The organism is Actinomycetota bacterium, from assembly GCA_023488435.1.
Taxonomy (GTDB): Bacteria; Actinomycetota; Coriobacteriia; order Anaerosomatales; family UBA912; genus UBA912.
This window is the reverse complement of sequence record JAMDCK010000059.1, coordinates 1-20,922: the sequence shown is the minus strand read 5'-3', so window position 1 is coordinate 20,922 and position 20,922 is coordinate 1. Positions and strand designations below refer to the sequence as shown.

Here is a 20,922-nt window from a genome sequence, read left to right as displayed (position 1 = left end):
TTCTTGATCAGCTTCTTTGGCATGCTACCTCACCCTTTCAGCCGATGCGATGGTGGGCGCTAGAGGATTTGAACCTCTGACCTCTTCCGTGTCAAGGAAGCGCTCTCCCCCTGAGCTAAGCGCCCGTCCGGTGCGACTAGAAGGCTACTAGAAAGCGACTAGAACGAACGCCATTGTACCAATCTTGCTGAAAATGCCAACAGGGAACATGAAATTCTATCCAGACGGCTCTCCAATCAATCCTTTCTCGGCAGGAAAGGATATCTGCATGGAGTTTCCCGAAGGACGGACTTGCACGGCATGATAGCCCCTTGCTACACTACCCTTCGCGTGCGGACGTGGCTCAGTTGGTAGAGCACAACCTTGCCAAGGTTGGGGTCGCGGGTTCGAATCCCGTCGTCCGCTCCATTTATTCTCACTTCCGCTCATGGTGCCCGCACGGGCTTTCTGGAGTGGTTCTGGCAGCAAGAGATGGCGACGTGGCCAAGTGGTAAGGCAGGGGCCTGCAAAGCCCTTATCCCCGGTTCGAATCCGGGCGTCGCCTCCATGCTAGCGCTCATTTGGTGAGTTTCGAACGCGGTCGACCCAACGGCGCGAGAGGATTCTCTAGACGTTAGTTGGGTTGTGTGATCCGACTATGAGCCCGAATACTTGATCTGCAAGCGTTTCGCCTGCTCGAGTCGATACAATCCACGTTCAACGTCGGTCAAATCTGGGATGTTCTCGAGGGCCCATCGGATGATCTCCGTGGGAACGAGCGGATAGCGCTTACGCGCTTGGGCTAGGGTCATTTCTGCAACCTCCTGCTACGACGATGGCTACGATTCAACTACGATTACTGTCGTGCGACTACAGACCCAACAGAATCATCCTCGCTTTTGCTCAATTCGTCAAGCACGGCTACACTTTGGCAGAACGCACCGGCTTGCTGCACGTTTTCAACAACTGGATTACCGAAGTGTAGAGGAGTTATTCGGCGCATGAAGATCGGGTTCTTTACTGATACATACACTCCGCAGATCAACGGCGTGGTCCACTCCATTCGGCTGTTCAAAGAGGCGCTCGAGCAACGTGGGCACGAGGTCTACGTCTTCGCGCCCGACCCAGACCACCATGAGGATGGCGAGGTTACAGTCCGCTTTCCCTCGATTCCTTTCATGTTCCAGAAAGAGATGCGCGTGGCGCTTCCAATATCGATGGATGCGCTGCGCGTATTGGATGAGGTCGACTTCGACATCGTGCATTCTCACGATCCGTTCAGCATCGGACTCTTTGGCCTCAATGTTGCCCGACGTCACCGCGTTCCATACGTCCACACCTATCACACTCTCTACCCGGAATATGTTCACTACATCTGGGAGACCAGGCTTACCCGCAAACTAGCAGAGGTGCTCTCTCGGGAGTTCTGTGATGCCTGCGACTCCATAATTGCGCCGTCAAGCAAAGTCGAGGGCTACCTATATGACTGGGGGGTTCGGCGCAGGATTGAGGTCATTTCGACAGGGGTCGACATCGACCGATACGCAAATCCTGATCCTTCAAGAGTGGTTGCCATAAAGGAAAGACTTGCCATTCCTGCCGACGAAAAGATCCTGATGTTCATGGGCCGATTGGGCCGGGAGAAGAACGTTGAACTGCTTCTTCATGCACTATGGCATACTCGGCTGCCTAAGGTCCGTCTCCTCATATGCGGCGACGGACCGTATCGCAGTGAACTGGAATCGCTGTCGAGGGAGCTCGGGATAGAGAGTCAGGTTACCTTCGCTGGCTACCTGCAAGGGGCTGATTCGGTTGCCGCCTACCACTTGGCAGACGCATTCGCATTCGCCTCCACCACCGAGACTCAGGGCTTGGTGATTGCCGAAGCGATGGCAGCCGGGTTACCCGTGATCGCGGTCAGGGATCCAGCCACTTGCGACTTCGTCACCCATGAAGTGAATGGCTTGATCACCCCGCATCGCGCTGAGTCCATTGCCGCTGCCTTCGATTCACTCTTGGCGGACGAAGCGATGCTTCGGCAGTATGCGCAAAGCGCATCTGAAGCAGTCGAGGCCTTCTCGATAGCACGTCAGGCGGAGCGCCTAGAGAATCACTACATGGCCACTATCGCGGCCTACACCCCCCGAAGGAAGATCCCAAGCCTTTCGGCGTTGCGTAGTGTTCTCAAAAGGCCGGGCAAACGCCGAGAAGGCAGCGTCGCCTACTCCCCCCACCTAGAGAAGAGTTCGTGATCGATCCCTAGCGAGTCAAGTACTTTTCCGACCACGAAGTTGACTGAATCATCCAGCGTCCTAGGGCGCTGATAGAATCCCGGCATGGCGGGCAGCACCACCGCGCCCGCCTCGGCCAAAGCAGTCAGATTCCTCAAGTGAACCAGTGAAAGCGGGGTCTCGCGCGGAACCACTATGAGAGGAGTCCTCTCCTTTAGAGCGACGTCTGCCGCCCTTGACGGCAGATCGCTTGAGAGGCCGTTCGCGACCTTGGATACGAAACCCATGCTAGCCGGACAGACCACCATCCCGTCGACACGATGGGAACCACTGGCTATCGGGTCGAACAGATCGGATGGAGAGACGCAGCGCAGCTTATGCGCTTCGGCCGGAATCTCCAGAAACCTCGAAATCGCCTTAGCTGCCTCTTTCTCTGGAAGATCGAAACCCGTCTCGTAAGCGCAAACATCGCGTCCGGCATCGGTGAAGCAAGCGGCAACCTCGTTATCGCGAATCAAAAGCTGCTCTATCAGTCGCAGGCCATAAACGGAGCCAGAAGCTCCCGTGATCACCACTGTATAGCGTGACATGATTCTCCAATCAAAGCAGTCTGTCCGCGATTGCTCCTACGCCCACAAGGATAGCAATCACTCCGTTGACCGTGAAGAAGGCTGCGTCGACTCTTGAGAGGTCCGAGGCAGTAACGATACTGTTCTCGTATGCGAGTAGCGCAGCTGAAGCGGCAACACCGATATACCACGGAGCGCCCGCATCAAGCAGCATCCCGCCAAGAACCAGAAGCAGGACCGTCGAAGCGTGTGCGATCCTAGTCTGAAGCAGCGCGGGTCCGATGCCGAGGTCAGCTGGCATTGAGCGAACACCATCGCGGCGATCGCATTGGACGTCCTGCGTGGCATAGATGATGTCGAATCCTGCAGTCCAGAGCATCACGGCGGCTCCTATGACCCAAGGCGCAGGGTCAGCGATATCCCCACCCACTGCAACCCATCCGCCCACAGGGGCCAGCCCGAGGCACATACCCAACCAATAGTGGCAGAGCGGCGTGAATCGCTTGGTGTACGGATAGACGATGAAGGCGATGAGCGGAATCGGCCAAAGCATCCTAGCCAGCGGATCGAGTTGCCATATGCCAAGAAAGTACAACACCAGCGCGACAATCCCGAAAAGCACAACTTCCCTTGTGCCGATGGATCCAGCCGGAATGGCCCTGGTGGCGGTGCGAGGATTGCGAGCGTCGATGTGCCTGTCAACGAAGCGATTAAGTAAAAACGCAAAGGCTCTGGCACTTACCATCACCACGGTTATCCAAAATAGCTGTGCCAAAGTAGGCCAAGAGGCACCCGCACCATATATCGCACCTATATATGCGTACGGAAGTGCGAAGACGGAATGCTCGAACTTGATCAACTCAAGGAAGATCCGGGCTTTAGCCAGGGCTGATTTCACAGGCCCAAGTCATCCCAGATCGAGTCGACCCTCTCTTTCACTTCGGGAGACATCCTAAGGGACTCCGGCCATTCGCGAAGATGGCCTTCGCCAGGCAACGGTCGCGTCGCATCGATTCCCATCTTGAATCCGAAGCTCTCATAGTTGCTGGCGTGATCGAGTTTATCCAGGGGACCCTTGCTTATCAGGATATCCCTGTCAGGGTCCACGTTGTTGAAGCATCGCCAGGCGACCTCGCTGTAATCATGGCAATCGACGTCCTCATCCACGACGATCACATACTTGGTCAACATCATCTGGCCCATGGACCATGCAAAGTTCATTACTCGGAACGCCTGGCCGGGAAACTCCTTCTTGATCCTGAAGATCGCACAGTTATGAAACACGCCCTCCAGCGGCAGGTCGTAATCGATGACCTCGGGCAGCATCGCGCGGATTACCGGAAGGAATATCCGCTCAGTGGCCTTGGCCATGTAGCAGTCCTCCATCGGGGGCTTACCGACGATTGTGGTCGGGTAGATGGCGTCCTTGCGCATCGTAATCGCTTCGACGTGGAAGACCGGGAAGTAGTCCGCGAGAGAATAGTACCCCGTGTGGTCGCCAAAGGGGCCCTCCCAACGAGTTTCAGCTGGGTCGCACCAGCCCTCAAGAACGATCTCAGCATGGGCGGGAACAAGCAGATCGTTGGTGACGCACTTGACTACCTCGACCGGCTCCTTGCGCAATATACCGGAGAACAGGTATTCGTCGATCATTGGGGGAACAGGGGCGGTCGCCGAGAAGATCGTCACTGGGTCCCCGCCAAGGACTGCTGCTACAGGTACACGCGAATGTCCGGCATCAGCCCACTCCTTGAGGTTCTTTGCTCCATCATGGTGTTCGTGAATGTGAAGTCCGGTGGTGTTCTTGTCGAAGACCTGCAAGCGGTACATCCCTAGATTCATCCTGTGCTTGAGATTGCTTGTCACCACTAACGGCAGCGTGATGAACGGCCCGCCATCGTTAGGCCAAGTCGTGAGTACTGGGAGCCTCCTCAGGTCGACATCATCGCCCCGGATGACCACTTGTTGGACAGGTGCCTTGTTCGCCTTGACTTCTTTAGCCCCGGCTGTAGCAAGACTCTTGAGTCCCATGACCGCATCGAGCTTTCCCTTCATACCTCCAGGCATGTCAAGGGGAATCAGCTCCATCAGCTCACGTGCCTTCGCATCGAGGTCACTCCATGACCCGGTCTGAGCATCGACTCCCAAGGCCCAAGCCATTCGCTCATAGCTTCCCATAAGATTGATTGCCACCGGCATGTCGTAGGGAGTGCCGCTATTTCGATCCACGGGGTTCTCGAACAGTAGTCCAGGGCCCCCACTTTTGCTGACTCTATCTGCTATTTCACCAATCTCGAGGTAAGGATCGACATCCGCGGTAATGCGCTTCAAGTGATTCCTTGACTCGAGCAACGAAATGAACTCACGCAGATCAGTTATCGCCATCGAGCTACACTCCTTCACCTAGTGACAGATGCAAAATCACGGCTTGGTTGCCGAAGGTTTTCGGCGTCCGGTATCTGCTGATGACCGGATATAGCCTACTCCCTTGCAGGCGCTAAGGCGATCCGCCCAAATGCGCCTCAAGACAATCCAGTGATGTTATGCGAGACTGCGTACGATGAGTGCCAGTGCGGTCTATCAACACCGGGCGCAGTCCGGCCGAAGAAGCTCCCACCACATCAGCATAATGATGATCTCCAACGTGAGCGACTTCCTTCGACGCAACCCCAAGTCTATCGCATGCTAGCTCGAAGATGCGGGGATCCGGCTTACAAAGCCCCACGACTGCAGAAGAAATGACCGTCTCGAAGTAGCGTGTTAGTCCCATGGTCTGGAGTAGTCCTTCGAGTCTCGAATCCCAATTGGAGATCACTGCCATTCTCACGCCACGGGATGCAAGTCTATCAAGAGCGGGGAGTACATCTTCGAAAGGCTCCCATCTGCCCTCGAGGCCAAACTCATCAAAGACTTTCTTGGCAAAAACGTCCGACTCGGACCCTAGGCCGAGCCGGCGCCCTAGCATCGAGTACATTCCGGTCCATATCTCCACGGTTGCGGCTTCATCGGCCCAGAAGCTGTCATCACGAGAGTAGGCATCCTCGTAGTGCGCGTCGACCAAGGGCATCATGGCTTCGATGTCGTCCAGCTCACAGGAGTGTCCCATGCTTGTGATTACCTCGTGGCACACAGAAGCTACTCCAGGGAACGGACGGAGAAGTGTATTTCCGACATCGAAACAGACCGCGCTACAGTTCATCAATCGCGATAAATCGCAATCGATTCGATTTCCCTAGCGGGCGCTACCGGATCCTCTTTGGGGTACCCCAGTGCGATGAGTGCAACGACTGTGCGATCCTCGGGAACTTCCAACATCTTCGCAATCTCATCACTGACCCAGTAGGAGAAGGTAAGATAGCAAGAGCCGAGACCTAGGTCTGTGGCGGCAAGAAGCATGTTCTGTATGGAGGAGCCGACCGCCAGATAGCCGTTCAGGGTTTGGAGCTCATCGTCTGTCACCGGCAAGGTGCATGCAATGACCACCGGAGCCTGGCCGAGCTCGCTGTACCACTTGAGAACCCACTCGTTCATCTCATGGCCGATGACGTGTAGGTAGTCCTCCAAGAAATGGGTTCCCTGGACCATGATCTCACCGAGCTTGCGTCTGCTCTCTCCGGTCGCGATATAGTACCGCCAGGGTTGATTGTTGAAAGCCGATGGCGCAAAGGATGCCGCCTCCATCAGCTTCTCAATCAACTCGACCGGAACCGGGTCCGAGCTGTAAGCCCTTATCGAATGCCTGCGTGCCATCAGATCAATCGCGCTCATGTTTCCTGCCCCCAACGGTAGTAGAGTTGAATGTCTATAAGCCTAGTAATACCCCATTTTGGAAGTATCGGCACCTAGGATTGCAACGACTCGATCAAGTTCCATTGATTGTTCGCCGTTTCTCAAGCGTGACCATGGTTCCACCGGTGGCTCCGGGAGCGAAGGACACCGAATCCATCAGCGCATTCATAAACATTATACCCCTTCCCCCGGGCGAATACAGGTCATCACTCAATTCAACAGCGCCGTCGAATCCGACTCCAACATCAGTAACTTCGATGACGACCCTGTCCTCGTACACCCTGATCGCAATTCCAATGCGCTCGTGATTCTCCGCCGAGCCATGTCGCACAGCATTTGCGAGGGCTTCACCACTAGCTACCTTGATATCGAAAAGGACATCTTCAGCAAGCTCCAAAGGCTCGAGTATCGCACCTATCCGGCTGCGGATTTCAGGCAGCGCCTCGGTTTTGGCCGGCATATCGAGTCGCTCTTCCCAAAGCGGATCCGACGCACTTGAAACTGGCTCCAGCGACTCTAAGACTCTTTCGGCGTTATTTGCTTTGGTGAGAGTCTTCGCGCCGCTGTAGATACCCGAAAGATCGAGCACTCTTCCGACGTTCTTATTCACTCCTGTGAGAACTACACTCCCCTCCCGATCTGCCAGCATCCTGTCCAAATAGACAAGGAGCCCAAGTGCCGAGGAATCAATGAACTGAACTTCTGATAGGTCGAGAACGAAATTCGATGTCCCTGTATCGACAAGGGAGACAAACGACTGGGTCATCTGAGGAACCACGGAGATGTCGATGTCGCATGTGATGCGGACTGTGGCCGCCCTGATGTCATCGAAACGCTCTACCCAGAAGGGCTCGCTCGGTTTCGTGTCCGCCGATTTCCGGCTGTCTGGTCGGCCCATCGATCCTCTCAAGCGTCTCTCAGCCGGACCACTACGGCCGCAGCATCATCTCTTAGTTCGCCACGTGTAAACGTTCTCAGGGAGGATTCAAGTGCCACAATAACAGCGGATGGGGTGTCACCTTTGGAAAGAGCCCTTCTAACCCGGCCTTCTCCAAAGAATCTATTCCCATTCCTGGATTCGGTCACACCGTCGGTATAGAGCAGCACCGAGTCCCCTGGATCGAGTTTTGTTGATAGCTCCTCGTACTCTGGATCCGGGAAGGCCCCAAGTAGTGGACCCGTCGTACAAAGACGCTCGGATTTACGCACGGCCGCCCGCCAAACCAGGGCAGGCGGATGACCGCCATTCGCGTACTCTAGCAACCCACTCTTGGGATCAAGCCTCCCGATCCAAAGGGTAACGATGTCACAGTGGATGCCCGGCTCGATCATCAGTCTGTTGAGATGCGCGAGAATCTCCCTCGGAGAGAGCCCTGCGGCAATCAGCGCTCTGGCGGAGTATTTGATCATCGAGGTCTTCGTGGCGGCCTCGACGCCCTTTCCACACACATCGCCGATGACGATCACTATGCGGCCCTCAGGGTCCTTCATCAAGTCATAGTAATCACCACCGATATCTGAATCTTTACCGGCAGGAAGGTACAGGCTGTCAGCTTCGACTTCTTCGAATTCCGGCAAGACATCCGGCAAGATACTGGCCTTCAAAACGGTGGCTACATGGTGTTCGCGGCCATACATGTTCGCTGTATCAATTGCTAATGCCGCCTGGGATGCGAAGGTCGAGAGTAGCTCCATGTCGTCCTCACTAAAAGCATCCACTCTTGCCGAGAAGATCGCCAGTACACCCACCGTTCGTCCACGAGCGATCAAGGGGGCGGCGAGAAGAGATTCGAGGTCTAGGCCCAGCCAGGCGGTCTCTTCTTCTTCGCACTCAGTGAGGTAACCTGTTCTAATCGGAAGCCCTCTACTGAAGACCGCTCCCAATAATCCCTCGTCGGCACGTCGTTCGTACCGGAGAAGCTGAGCAGAAACCGATCCTCGCGCCATGACCGTGCTTATCGATTGACGGAAATCATCGTGCTTGAGTAGTGCAACCGCATCTGCACCGAAAATCTTCTGGACTACATCTAGTACCCGATTCAGCACGACATTGGGTTGTAGTGAAGAACCTACCACTTGAGATATACGGAAAATCGTCTCAAGGTTGTCTGAATGAGTGGTGGCTTCGGCGAAATAGTAGGCGTTGTCAAGGACCAAAGAAAGCTGGCTGGACAGGGCTGATGCGCGTACTGCGACGCGTGCACCGGAGAGATCCCTCCACCTGTCATACTTCAGGGCGACGAAGGCAACGAAGGCATCTCCCCGCAATACCCCTAGAAATGCTATGCGCTCCGCTCCTATCTCAACGAATAGCTCGTCATGCTGAGTATCCTGACCACGATCGAGGATTATGAGTGGCTCGCTGGAGGATCGGTTCGCGCTCTCCCATACCTGATTCAAGCGACCGTTTATCTCCGCTTGATTGGCGACAGGGAGCCCGTACTTTCCGCGATCAACAATAACGAAGTGTGCATCATCGGCGTCGAACATCTGGGCCAAGATATTGGTGACGCGGCGATAGGATTCATCGAATGCCCTGGGGCTTGTAAGCAAGGCGGCAATCTCCCTAAGACTCTCAGCTTCTTGCCGAAGTTGGATCTCATTCTCGAAGAGACGCGAGTTATGTACCGCTACCGAAGCATGGGCTGTAAACGTTCTGAATATCTCAATCTCTGCATCTGTGAACTCCCTTTCGCCAGTTTCGAATGCGACCACGACACCCATGATGTCTGCACCCACCTTCAGGGGTGCCGCCATGCCAGCTGGGAATTCTGATTCGGATGACTCCCTTGCCTGACCGTCGCTCTGAGCATTGTGTCCCTGTATGAACGATACAGGTCGATCAGCCTCGATGACTTTGGTCAGCCATGCTGCCTCGCTGACGATCATGGTTGATGGCTCTGGCAGATCAACGCCAACACTGACGACCTTTGCCACTTGGGACTTGGAGTCATCCAACAAGAACACAGCCACACTCTCGCTGCGAACAATGTCCCTCAGTGCGGTCAGGATGGCGTCTAGGACTTGATCGAGGTTAGCGGATGATGCCAAGAGCTGTCCAAGATGATTCAGTGAATTGACCCTGGCGGCCATGGCATCGAAGGCATCCGCCATGCTCCCGAGCTCGTCCTTGCGGTCCGAGTCGATGTAAGCCACATGTGCACCGATAACTGCTTGGCGAGCCCTTACCTCAAGGGCCCTGATTGGGGAAACCTGCCTTCGGAGGAAAACAAACGAGGCAAGGGTCGATACCAGGCCAGCCAGCAGAAGCATCATCGTCGCCGGAGCAAGTGCCTGCCACGTCTCATACAAGATGTCGCCTTGCGGCTCCATGACTATCACAGTCCACCCTATGCCATCGTAGCCGGACACCAGTGCATAGTGGCCAACCAGGTGCCCTAACGAGGATGAAATCCCACTGACTGATCCGGTGCCCTGTGTGTCACCAGGCTCGAGCATAAGTTCATCGGCAGAAAGATCGAAAGCTGGTGGTGCTGCGACATAAGCTCCTGTCTCGGGATCGAGCAGAAGCGCCACTCTACCCTCCTCGGCTGCGGAAAACTCGTCAACGAGACGTTGGATGAATGCGGTTCGAACCCTCGCCATCAACACCAATTGCTCGGGACCGACGTCGACCAGTCGGGAAATCCAAAGGGAGTTTGTGGCCGAATCGAAGTGAAATCCGATTCCCTCAAGGTCGGTCTCGGGAAAGTAAGGAGCCGCAGCAACTGACCTAGGTGCCTTGAAGGTGGGGTGGGCGCTAAGTACACGGCCTTCGATGTCCGCAACGATGAGCGTATCCACGAATTCGATTCCCGCATCGAACTGCATGGCGAGTGCCACTCGGTTGACCTGCCCCACACCGCCGCCCTCGATAATCGTGGACACGCGGGAAACAACTCCCTGGGCGGCTTCGATTCTTGCATGCATCTCTGCAATAAGTGCCTGTTGATATGCTATCTGACGAGCGCTGGCCTGTCGGGTAGCTAAGTCCACCACACCGGCTATCGCGGTGACAGAGACTAGAACCAAGGAAAGCGATGTCACCATGAAGAGTAGCAGCGCTAGATTGGATGCTAGTGACTCATTCCTCTTCTTTCGGGTCATCCCGAAGCCCCAATCACAACTTGGTAGGTCTGTAACATCGTACACTTAGTACAGATGAGCTACCACCAAGAAGCGTACGCGATCTCCGAGATCACAACAGAGCCGTCAGCCAGCCGGTGACTGAACCAAGCCGACCCGAGACCATGAGTAGTCCGACCGCGATAAGGAGTATCCCGGATACCCTGTTGATGGTAGCGCCGTGTCGACTCAACCAACTGACAGAGGAGCCCACCTTCCCCAGCAATAGCGAGATTGCCACGAATGGCACTCCCAAGCCAAGTGAGTAGACGAACAGCAGGGAGGCGCCTTGACCGACGCTTCCGGTGGTGCCTGCTAGAGCGAGAATCGATCCGAGAATCGGTCCCACGCAAGGCGTCCAACCAAATGCGAAAGCCATGCCCGTCACCAGTGCGGTGGCCGAGCCGAATACCCGCGCCTTGCCCATGTCGGCGCGTGCTTCGCCGTACAGCCAGGGCACCTTCACCACTCCCAGAAGGAGGATTCCTAGCAGGATGATCATGGCCCCGCCGATGTAGCGCAAGACATCGCGATAGGCCAGCAGGGCCGAGCCGATGACCGAGGCAGTGGCACCAAGAGCCATGAAGACAATAGTGAACCCTGCGACGAAAAGCAGGCTCGACAGAAGGATCCTCGATAGCTTGGCGCCGCGAGAGAGCTCGCTAAGTGAGTACCCCGTGATGAATGAGACGTATCCTGGGATCAACGGAAGAACGCATGGCGAAGCGAACGAGAACAGCCCTGCGACGAAAGCGGCAACATACCCGACCGGATCACTCATCAATTCGGCTCAACTTCGAATCCCGCCCGCTCTATGGCCGCGACGATCTCTTCGGTCTGTCCGTCACGCTCGCAGGGAACGGTGACAACAATCTGCCCGGTTACATGGTCTGAGCAGACATCTTGTACGTCGGCTACATCCCTGACCATCATGTCTACCAGCATCGTGCAGGAACGACAGTGCATTCCTGTTGCTTGGAACGTCTTGTCCACAAGTTCTCCCTATCGACTCCGAGAGCAGCGCCGAGCCTCGCCAGCGAGGTCGTCAATTGTCGCATGCGACAGCGGATTACTCTCCTCTTTCTTCGTCAGGCAGCCGCAGTGTGGGCACAATCTCCACTCACTGAAGATTCCTTGTCCGCAGCTGGGGCACTCCGCAGACCTGGAATCGGCATCCACTCGCACCATTCTCCGGAATGCTCCTGCTAGTCCAGCAAAGATGTTGTTGCCCATGATAGAAGCCTTCTGCTCGATTGCCACGTCGTATATGGCGCAAGTGTTATGCCAACGCGGCGAGCTAGCCCACTAATCCAATCCGAGCTTGCTCATCCGGGTCTCGAGTGCCTTTCTGGGCAGACCTAGGAGCTTTGCGGCCTTCGAAGTATTGCTGCCCGATCGCTCGAGCGCCTGTGAGATGAGATCGAACTCGACTTCAGCCAAGTCCAGTCCGTCGTCGGGAAGGACGAAGCCGGACTTAGGACACTGGATGACTCCTCCGGCCCTGACCTCGGCGGGTAGATCAGCGACACCGATCTCGGTGCCTTGTGAGAGGATGACAATCCGCTCAATAGTGTTCTCCAGCTCCCGGATGTTTCCCGGCCATTGGTAGGAGACCAGTGCTTCCATCGCCTCCTGCGACAGGACTTTGTCGCCGGCCTTGAACTTCTCTAGAAAGTGAGCGACGAGCATCGGAATATCCCCCATGCGAGCGCGCAAGGGTGGAAGGTGCACGGGTACAACAGATAGTCGGTAGAACAGGTCCTCTCGGAAGATACCGTCCGCAATCAGCTGCTGAAGGTCTCTGTTGGTGGCTGCGATGACGCGGACATCGACTTCAATAGTTCGTGTACCGCCGAGACGTTCGAACTGTCGTTCCTGGAGTACGCGAAGCAGTCTGACCTGCACGGCTGGGGAGATGTCGCCGATCTCGTCAAGGAACAGCGTTCCCCCATTGGCCATCTCGAAGCGTCCTGGCTTCGCAGCGACTGCGCCAGTGAAGGCACCTTTCTCGTAGCCGAATAGTTCGCTCTCGAGCAGGGTCTCAGGGAGAGCTCCGGCACTGACCGAGACGAATGGGCGCGACGCCCTGTCCGAGAGTGCGTGCACCGCCCGCGCTATGAGCTCCTTGCCTGTCCCGGACTCGCCGTAGACCATGACCGTCGCGCTCGTCGGGGCAACTCGATGGACTTGATCCAAGACTTCCATCATCTTGGGCTCAGCAGCGATGATCCCCTCGATACTGTACTCGCGATCCAACTCTGTACGCAGACGTTGCACCTCGGCAACGAGGCCGCTCATCCTGAGCGACTTGTCGATGGCCAGCTTGAGTTCATCGAGATCGAAGGGCTTGGTGAGATACTCGGTGGCACCGGTTTTGATTGCTTCGACAGCCTGTGTCACGTTGCCGTGTGCTGTCAGCATGATCACGGGGAAGCTGTGGTCCTTGGCCCTCAGCCGACGCAACACCTCCATGCCATCGGGCGCAGGCATCTTATAGTCGAGGATCATCACATCCGGAGGGTTCTCTGCGACCATCGAGAGCGCTTCCTTACCGTCAGTGGCCTCGACGACCTCGAAGCCCTCTTTAGAAAGGGCCTCGCTCAGAACCCACCTCATGTTCTTCTCGTCATCAGCGATCAGTACTGTTCGCTTCATCTTTCCTCCCATGCTCCTCTTCGACTGCGATAGGAATCCTAACCCGGAATGTCGTAGCGCCGGGCGAACTCACTACATCGATATGGCCATTATGCTGGTCGATGATTCTATGAACTATCGTCAATCCAAGTCCCGTCCCCTCGTCGCGAGTCGAATAGAACGGATCGAATATCCTGCCCACTTCCGAGGGCGGGATCCCCGGCCCCGTGTCGGTGATGAAGATGTGTATGAATTCATTCGCATGGAGGGTTCTAATCTCGATGGTCCCGCCACGGCCCTCCATAGCCTGGACGGAGTTCGTGACCAGATTCAGGAAGACTTGTTTGAGCTGGTCGGGATCAGCGAGCACTTTGGGCATGTCGCCTTGGAAGTCTTCGGCTATGCGGACTTCGGCCTCGCGCGCGAACCGCGAAGTGAAGAGGACCACATTCCGAAGAACATCCTCTATGTCGACTGAAACGAACGTCGGTCGATTGGGTCTCCCAAAATCTAGTAGTGCCTTGATCACTCGATCCAAACGGTCTATCTCCTGCTTGATCACATGACCGATCTCTTGCGTCTGATCGATGTCACCCTTGCGATCCTCGAGAAGCTGCACTGAGGCCCTGATGATCCCAAGCGGATTACGAATCTCGTGTGCAACCCCCGCGGTTAGCTGACCCATCGCTGCAAGCCGATCTGCCTTGATCAGCTGTTCGGTCAGTGCGGTAATCTCCGACACGTCCTCCATCGTGACGACAGCGCCTAAAATTCGTCCACCGACAGCCCGCATCCTAGATGTCACCGCCTGAACGTGGACCGTTCGGCCCGACCTTGTCACGAGTTCCGCCTCGTTCAGCACAAGGGGAATCCTGCCAGCGAGCACCTTCCCGACATCGTCGGTCAAGCCGCCGTCATCCTCGAAGACTGAGCTTAGCGGTTTGGGCACCGTGTCATCTTCTGTGATTCCCAGCATGCGCTCGGCAGCCGGGTTGATTGTCGTGATTGAGCCATCGGGGCCAACGGTGACCACCCCGGAGGTTATCGAACGAAGGATCGATTGTGTGTAATCCTGCACGTTGATCAATTGTATTGCGCGCTCCTCGAGCTTGGCGTAAGCATCCTCCAGACGGACTCCAAGCTGCTGGAGATCGCGTGTGCGCTGGTCCTGCACGTCCCGCAGCGCACCAAAAAACCCGCCGATCACGAAGTACATCAGCACTTCGATCGTATGATTCGGGTCAATGCCCGAAGTGGTCGGCGACAAGATATACGAATGCACTGTATGGGGAATCGATGCGACGGCGGCTGCGATAAGGCCACCACGTCTTCCGAAGATGAAAGCCGCGTAGAGTATCGGTGCGTAGTAGAGGTGCTGGAACACAAGATAGGGCCACTCGGTAACCTCCATCTTGGCGGTGTAGAGCAAGGATGCCGACAAGAACACAAACATCCCTGCGATGATGAAGGCTGCTCGGCCCGGCACGCCATGAGCACGGCCGTCATTTGGGGAGCCCTGCTCTCTAGGCGTAGCGTTGCTCACTGGTTCTTCCGAGCCCACGATGGATCGATCCTCAGCTCTTCTCGGTACTTCGCGACGGTCCTTCGGGCAACAGTGATGCCCTCTGAACCGAGCAACTCGACAAGTTTCTGGTCAGAGTACGGTCTAGCGCGGTCCTCATCGGCGATGATCTGACGGATCCGCTGCTTGATTGATGTCGAGGCCACGTCCATTCCCGTGTTCGTTCGGTATCCCCCGGAAAAGAAGTATTTGATCTCGAAAAGGCCGTACGGAGTCATCATGTACTTGCCTGTTGCTCCCCTGCTAACAGTCGAAAGATGCACTCCGAGCTCGAGCGCCACATCTTCGAGCTTGAGGGGCTTTAGGGGCCCCTTGCCGTTCTCAAAGAAATCGTTTTGGACCTCGACGACAACCTCAGCGATCCGTCCTACTGTGCTCTTTCTGCGGTCAAGATTGCGTATGAAGGTTTCCGCCGATCGAATCTTGTCCTTCAGGTATCGCCTGGTCTCCTCATCCGCGCTAGATCCAGCACGGAGCAGACTGCGATAGCGGGACGAGACCCTGAGAGAAGGCACCGACTCGTTGTTCGACAACACAAGCCACTGATCGTCAAAGCGACGAACGACCACATCCGGAACAACGAAGCCGGGGCTCGGTCCCGGAGAAAACTCGCCAGCGGGCCTTGGATTGAGTTTCTTCAAAGCTTGGACGCGATCGCGGACCTGATCCTCGGTTACCCGGAGCGCTCGACTGATCTTGCGAAACCTTCGAAAGGCGACGTCCTCCAAATGATGAGCGATGATCGCATCAAGCACAGGGTCATCCAGCTGCAAAAATCTGACTTGAGCCTGAAGAGCTTCAATCAGACTGGACGCCCCCACGCCGGGAGGATCCAACTGCTGAACATGGGCGATGGCCTGCCTAGCGATCGGCTCATCCACTCCTGCGATGGCGGCGACTTCATCAGAATCACCAGTGAAGTAACCATCCGAATCGAGTAGGCCGACAACCACTTCGCAAGCGCGCCGCACCTCGTCTTCAAGGGTCATGAGGCCTAGCTGCCCGAGAAGGTACTCGGAGAAGGTCTCGGTCGATCCAACATACGTCTCGATACTTGCAATTTCCGCATCGGGGTCGCGCAAGCGAGGTACCTCAGTCGAGTCGATCTCCTCGTAGGAGTCTAGCCACTCCTCCCAGGCGCGGTCCTCTTCTGTAGGAGGGGCCTCCGTGTCTGAATCCCGGTCATCGAAGGGTGATTCGGGCTCTTCGACTTCTAGGGTGGGATTCTCCACGAGTTCGGCAGATATCAGGTTTTGAAGTTCCACGGCCGGCATGGCAAGCATGCTCAGCCCTTGGTACACCTGTGGCGAGAGGGTGATTCGCTGTTTGAGTTCAGGTTTTTGAGTAAGTTCCACGGTCAGCCCTTGGAATGCTCGGCGCTAAGAGCAGCAGGAAGGAGCCGCCCACAGCAAATAGCATACCACATTATTGCCCCCGAGCGAAGCTAGGTAGCCGGCGGTATCTCAGAGTGTTGCGAGGCTACGGCAGGAGGACCGCTCTGAATAACCATGATGGCGATGATCACCATTGCAGCACCCACAAGCTGTGAGGGAGTGAGGGTTTCGACGAACAAGAAGTAGGCGGCCATCCCGGCGATGACAGGCTCCAGCGTCGAAGTGACGATGGCCTTGGTAGCTTCGATGTAATGAAGGGCGCTCAGAAATGCCGCGAATGGGATAATAGTTGCGAAGATCGCAAGGTACCCCACCGAGATTGACCCTCTCTCACTGGCAACAACGCTAACGACCCCGGAGATTCCTCCAAGATATACGATCCAGAATATCGATGCGAAGATCAATCCATAGGCCATCAGCGTCCAGGGGTTGAATCGACTGACAGCATATCTTCCCATCAGAGAGTAGGTCGCAAAGAATACGGCCGAGGTCAGCCCCCAGAACAGACCAGAGTCGCTCACCTTCAGCCCTCCGGCAGCGAAGGCACCCACGACCAAAGCACAACCGAGGATAGAAAAGGCGACGCCAACCGGAAGCGACCACCGAAACCTTTCCCCCAGCAGCGCAACGGAGAGTACCAATACGATGACCGGCGACAAGTACTGGAGAAGGATGGCGGTGGAAACGTTGGTCTGGTCGATTGCCTTGAAGTATGTGAAGTGAACTCCTGCAAGCCCGATGATTCCAAAGGCCGCAAGAAACCACAGGTCACGAAGGCGGACTTTCATCAGCGAAGGTTTGAGGATCAACAGGATGGGGGCAAGGATCCCGGCAGCCACGATTGCTCGCGAGCCGGCGAGCACCACAGGATCGATCTCTCCTCCGGTCGGCGGAACAAGCCACATCGCAGTTTCCGAGCCGTATGGCGTCATCAACCACTTGGCCATCAGTCCGCCACTCGCCCACAGTAGTGCGGCAAGGATTGCAAATAGGTATCCGCGCCGCTTCATGCGCGATGGGTCATCTGCCACCTTCACGCAACTCCTCTAACGACTTTGCCCGCTGATACTCATCCATAGGCTCAAGATGGACGATGACATCAGCGACATTTGAGAAAGCAGCCGATATCTTCCGCTCTACATCCTCGGCTACAGCGTGTCCGACTGCCACCGTCATATCTGCATCGACCTGGACATGTAGATCCACATGGATTGCCGAAGCGACGCCCCGCGTCCTAATGTGATGCGACCCGAGTACTCCTTCGACCGAAGCGACTATCGCGGCGATCTCGGTCTCGTCGATACGTGCTACGTCCGAGAGGGTGTCGGTGGCCTGCCTGACGATTGCAAAAGCGGTCTTTGCAATGATGGCTGCAACCACTAAAGCAATCAGGGGGTCTGCTAGCGGAAACCCGAGGGCAACGGCGATCAGGCCGCAGATGACGCCGATACTTACGTAAACATCGCTCGCAGTGTGACTCGAATCGGCTTGCAATAGATCGCTGCTCAACCTAACAGCTGCCCGTCGCTCATAAAGAGTCACCAGGATGTTGATCGTCAGAGTGATGAGCATGATTGCGAACGATATTTTGCTCACTTCCGGAGGCTCGCCCCCGGTCCAGATGCGCTCAATTGCACTTGTCGCAATGTGCCAAGCGGCCAAAGCGAGCATCGCACCGATAGCAACAGAGGCCCAGGTCTCGTACTTGCTGTGCCCATAGGGGTGGTTACGGTCGGCGGGACGAGAGGCCACGGCAATCCCAACCAGACCGACCACGTTGGATACCCCATCGAACATGGAGTGCCAGCCATCCGCCACCATCGCGAGACTACCAGACAGGTAGCCCCACGCCAGCTTGGCGATTGCCACACATAGGTTGAAGGCAAGGACAGTCAACAGGACTTTTCGGATGCTGTCCGCCCGCGAGTGACCAAGTGCAGCTTCTTCTTCTCGAGTGTACCCCATCAGCGTTCCTAGATTGTATGATACCCCCTGGGGGTATAAAATAATGCCGACCACACATCATAAACCTTTGCTGTGAACGGAGCCACCTATGCCACACGCCTCTACCACGTCTGGTCCTGACGCCGAGGACATCCAAAAGATCATGAATCGCTTGAAGCGACTTGAGGGGCAGGTCAGAGGCTTGCAGAATATGATCAGCTCCGACAAGAACTGCGATGAGGTACTCACCCAGGTCATGGCGGTAAAGTCAGCAATCAATCAAGTCGGGCTTCATGTAATCGGACATGCGATGAAGCGCTGTCTGTTGGATGATGAGAATCGCAAACCCGATGAGTTGGTGGACGACGCCATCGCCATGTTCCTGAAGTATTCGGCATGCATGAAATGATCTCACCTGACCCCATCACGAGTCGAAGCGATGTTGAGGACGCATGATCGGCTGGCTTGCGATGGTTCTCTTCGGTGGGCTGCTGTCCGGACTCGCTATGGTCGGCTTCATGGTGCTGAAGAAGGCGGCCGAGCCCCTGATGGTGTCACTTTGGGTCCTCGGCGCGGTACTAGCCGGATGGGGCATCTTCCAGCTTGCTGCATATCCGCCGAGGACTGAGGTTCTTGTCGTCACCGCAATGATAGGGGTGGCGGCTTTCATCGGCGGCTATGGACTCGGGTCTGCGATCCTAACGACCATCGGAACCAGGAGCTTCCAGGCCACCAGAGTACCTGTTTGGCCTGCGAGTTCAGCGGATCCTCGGACGGCGGCACTCCTCATAGCCGCAGTTGATGCAGTGGAGTATGAGCCCGAAGTGGTTCATGAGGAGCTAGAGAGGTGGGGCTCATTGGTGTCATCGCGGATTGGACTTCTTGTAACACCACTGCTCTACGCTACTCACAAGGCCAGGTACCGTACCCTGGGAGGCGAGAGCCCCGGATATGCCCAGGCTAAGGCGCTGGTCGAGAATGTAGAAGCCATCCTTCGGCGTGAGTCGGAGATCGACACCGTGGTCATGGCCACCTGTACCCGCACCCAGTCACCGGACAAAGTGATTGCCGGACTAGCGAAGGAAGGAGTCAGCAGATTCGTAGTCTCAGGCTTGTCGGTTGGCGAGTCCTACTCAATCGACCAAGCGAAGTCACAAATCGATCAGATGGACCTCCCATCAGAGGGAGTGCAAGTCGCCTACACCCCGTCGCTTTTCGGCGTTGACCGGCTGGCATCCGTCATCGCAGACCGGATATTGTCGCGCATGCCGACGCAGGATGGGCTTGGGGTGGCCCTCCTCATGAGCGGACAGCCAGAGCATCACCGTCGAACCCACGAGATCTTCGACATCCAGGAGGCGACCTTCTGCAGCAGGATTCGACTCCTTCTCACGGAGGCTGGACTTGCCTCTGAGTTCGTCCGAGTCTGCTCGCTGGAGTGGCGCGACCCAGATCTGACTGAAACGGTCAGGCATCTAGCCGCTTACGGTTGCGAGAACATTCTTGTGGCGCCGGTTTGCATGCCCTTCGACACGCTCTCTGCAAGAATCGATATCCAGCTTGCCATCCGAAGGGCAAGGGTTGCCGATACCTCGGCGGTACATGTGCTCAACAGCTGGGGTACTGAACCTGAGGTGCCCAAAATCATAGCTGAGACGATAGTGGATGCGCACACCAAGCTAGTCCGAGTGACAGCATCAGCCAATGGCGACCACTAACGAGCGTGGCACCTATCCCAATTCCAGGCCTGTTGCTGACGAATCTTCCGGATGCTCTTTGTGTACTGCAGGGCTACGCCGATACCACCAGGAGCACTCTCCGCCGTTGTCTCTAGCGCCTCAATGCTGCTCTTGAGCTCCTCGGCCGAGGTTCCCCTGAATCGCGTGTAGCCGGTTCCTATCCCACAAAGCACGTGTGCATCAGAGCCACCAGTGGCGGCTATTCCCTGTCCGCCGTTGAAGACCTTTGCTGCCATGCGGTTGGCCCAGCCCAGATGCGGGATGGAGTTGCACACCTCGAGTGCCTGGAATGCGAACTCATTCGCTGCGTTCAGGAAGGCGCTTTGCCCCAAGGGTCCGAAGATGCCGCGCTGGGAGAACGGATGCGGGATTATTGCAATTCCGCCCTGATCGTTGATCTCGGCAATGGTATCAATGACGCTTAGGCCAGGCTGAACGTGCTCGGTAAGGTACAAACCGATGATGTGCCCCGATGCCGAGGATATTTCCTCGCCCACGATGACCTGGAAGTCGTAGAGCTCTTCGAGGGACTTGGCGAACAAAGCGCCCTCGATGGTGTTGTGATCAGTTATGGCGATGACGTCCAGGTCGGTTTGATTCTGGACGTACTCCATGATCTCAGGAATCTTAGCCAGGCCATCGCTGTGATTCGAATGGATGTGAAGATCCGCCTTGCCCCACTGTTCTGTCACAAACTCATCTACCTCTCGTCGTTCGGTCGCTAGGTATGACCCTGCTCTTGCACCGATACGCAAATGGCATGCCCAGCCGACATTCTACACCCATTGGAGAGCGATTGCGATTAGAAATCTCCCCGACCACTGTTGTTTGGGCTCACTAATCTCTATCGAGGGAATGCAGCTGTCCCGTGAGGACTTTCCGACGAACGGCACTCAGAGCACTGCCTTGTAAGCTTGCGTCAGTGCCAATCCGAAC

At 56.1% G+C, this 20,922-nt stretch carries 19 protein-coding genes and 3 tRNA genes; 5 read left to right on the top strand and 17 right to left on the bottom strand.

Annotated elements, in window-relative coordinates; all coding sequences use genetic code 11:
* Positions 1-50: 50 nt before the first annotated feature.
* Positions 51-125 (bottom strand) — tRNA-Val (locus M1617_08100).
* 207 nt (positions 126-332) lie between these two features.
* Between M1617_08100 and M1617_08095 the strand changes: the two genes are divergently transcribed.
* A tRNA-Gly gene (locus tag M1617_08095) sits at positions 333-408 on the top strand.
* Positions 409-473: 65 nt separating this feature from the next.
* A tRNA-Cys gene (locus M1617_08090) sits at positions 474-547 on the top strand.
* An 88-nt stretch (positions 548-635) separates the two neighbouring features.
* Here M1617_08090 and M1617_08085 read toward each other — a convergent pair.
* Positions 636-791 (bottom strand): hypothetical protein, encoded by a 156-nt coding sequence (locus tag M1617_08085; protein MCL5888228.1) that lies wholly within the window; start codon positions 789-791, stop codon positions 636-638.
* Positions 792-980: 189 nt separating this feature from the next.
* On the opposite strand from M1617_08085, the gene M1617_08080 reads away from it, so the two are divergent.
* Positions 981-2,231, top strand: a complete 1,251-nt coding sequence (locus M1617_08080; GenBank protein MCL5888227.1) for a glycosyltransferase family 4 protein — start codon at positions 981-983, stop codon at positions 2,229-2,231.
* On the opposite strand, the gene M1617_08075 is transcribed toward M1617_08080, so the two are convergent.
* From M1617_08075 to M1617_08010, 14 genes are all read right to left on the bottom strand, one after another.
* Positions 2,201-2,800 carry a UbiX family flavin prenyltransferase gene (locus tag M1617_08075; protein ID MCL5888226.1) on the bottom strand — a complete coding sequence of 200 codons (600 nt, stop codon included), beginning with the start codon at positions 2,798-2,800 and terminating at the stop codon, positions 2,201-2,203. The two genes, M1617_08080 and M1617_08075, sit on opposite strands and share 31 nt — an antisense overlap.
* Positions 2,801-2,810: 10 nt before the next feature.
* Positions 2,811-3,677 carry a putative 4-hydroxybenzoate polyprenyltransferase gene (gene ubiA, locus M1617_08070; GenBank protein ID MCL5888225.1) on the bottom strand — a complete coding sequence of 289 codons (867 nt, stop codon included), beginning with the start codon at positions 3,675-3,677 and terminating at the stop codon, positions 2,811-2,813.
* The gene (locus tag M1617_08065; protein MCL5888224.1) at positions 3,674-5,164 is read right to left on the bottom strand and encodes a menaquinone biosynthesis decarboxylase; all 1,491 of its coding nucleotides are present in this window, start codon (positions 5,162-5,164) and stop codon (positions 3,674-3,676) included. Before M1617_08065 ends, ubiA begins: the two co-directional genes overlap by 4 nt.
* A gap of 112 nt (positions 5,165-5,276) precedes the next feature.
* The gene (locus M1617_08060) at positions 5,277-5,978 is read right to left on the bottom strand and encodes an HAD-IA family hydrolase (GenBank protein MCL5888223.1); all 702 of its coding nucleotides are present in this window, start codon (positions 5,976-5,978) and stop codon (positions 5,277-5,279) included.
* Positions 5,978-6,547 (bottom strand): nitroreductase, encoded by a 570-nt coding sequence (locus M1617_08055; GenBank protein MCL5888222.1) that lies wholly within the window; start codon positions 6,545-6,547, stop codon positions 5,978-5,980. The genes M1617_08060 and M1617_08055 overlap by 1 nt, the downstream gene beginning before the upstream one ends.
* Positions 6,548-6,641: 94 nt before the next feature.
* Positions 6,642-7,466: an anti-sigma factor antagonist gene (locus M1617_08050; GenBank protein ID MCL5888221.1), complete on the bottom strand. Its 825-nt coding sequence runs from the start codon at positions 7,464-7,466 to the stop codon at positions 6,642-6,644.
* Between the two features lie 8 nt (positions 7,467-7,474).
* Entirely contained in the window at positions 7,475-10,675 is a 3,201-nt protein-coding gene (locus tag M1617_08045) for a SpoIIE family protein phosphatase (GenBank protein MCL5888220.1), read from the bottom strand.
* A gap of 91 nt (positions 10,676-10,766) precedes the next feature.
* Positions 10,767-11,474, bottom strand: a complete 708-nt coding sequence (locus tag M1617_08040; protein ID MCL5888219.1) for a cytochrome c biogenesis protein CcdA — start codon at positions 11,472-11,474, stop codon at positions 10,767-10,769.
* Complete coding sequence (locus tag M1617_08035) at positions 11,474-11,686, bottom strand: cation transporter (protein ID MCL5888218.1); 213 nt, start codon at positions 11,684-11,686, stop codon at positions 11,474-11,476. The genes M1617_08040 and M1617_08035 overlap by 1 nt, the downstream gene beginning before the upstream one ends.
* Positions 11,687-11,998: 312 nt before the next feature.
* Positions 11,999-13,348, bottom strand: a complete 1,350-nt coding sequence (locus M1617_08030) for a sigma-54 dependent transcriptional regulator (protein ID MCL5888217.1) — start codon at positions 13,346-13,348, stop codon at positions 11,999-12,001.
* Positions 13,323-14,888 (bottom strand): ATP-binding protein, encoded by a 1,566-nt coding sequence (locus tag M1617_08025; protein ID MCL5888216.1) that lies wholly within the window; start codon positions 14,886-14,888, stop codon positions 13,323-13,325. Before M1617_08025 ends, M1617_08030 begins: the two co-directional genes overlap by 26 nt.
* Entirely contained in the window at positions 14,867-16,192 is a 1,326-nt protein-coding gene (gene rpoN / locus M1617_08020) for an RNA polymerase factor sigma-54 (protein MCL5888215.1), read from the bottom strand. Before rpoN ends, M1617_08025 begins: the two co-directional genes overlap by 22 nt.
* A gap of 161 nt (positions 16,193-16,353) precedes the next feature.
* A complete protein-coding gene (locus M1617_08015) occupies positions 16,354-17,340 on the bottom strand; it encodes an EamA family transporter (protein MCL5888214.1) in 987 nt (328 codons plus the stop codon).
* Positions 17,324-18,268, bottom strand: coding sequence for a cation diffusion facilitator family transporter (locus M1617_08010; GenBank protein MCL5888213.1), 945 nt, complete (start codon positions 18,266-18,268; stop codon positions 17,324-17,326). The genes M1617_08015 and M1617_08010 overlap by 17 nt, the downstream gene beginning before the upstream one ends.
* A gap of 88 nt (positions 18,269-18,356) precedes the next feature.
* Here M1617_08010 and M1617_08005 point away from each other — a divergent pair, with 88 nt between their 5' ends.
* Entirely contained in the window at positions 18,357-18,656 is a 300-nt protein-coding gene (locus M1617_08005) for a metal-sensitive transcriptional regulator (protein ID MCL5888212.1), read from the top strand.
* A 43-nt stretch (positions 18,657-18,699) separates the two neighbouring features.
* Entirely contained in the window at positions 18,700-19,965 is a 1,266-nt protein-coding gene (locus M1617_08000) for a ferrochelatase (protein MCL5888211.1), read from the top strand.
* Here M1617_08000 and M1617_07995 read toward each other — a convergent pair.
* Positions 19,962-20,678 carry a CehA/McbA family metallohydrolase gene (locus M1617_07995; protein ID MCL5888210.1) on the bottom strand — a complete coding sequence of 239 codons (717 nt, stop codon included), beginning with the start codon at positions 20,676-20,678 and terminating at the stop codon, positions 19,962-19,964. The two genes, M1617_08000 and M1617_07995, sit on opposite strands and share 4 nt — an antisense overlap.
* Between the last annotated feature and the right edge of the window lie 244 nt (positions 20,679-20,922).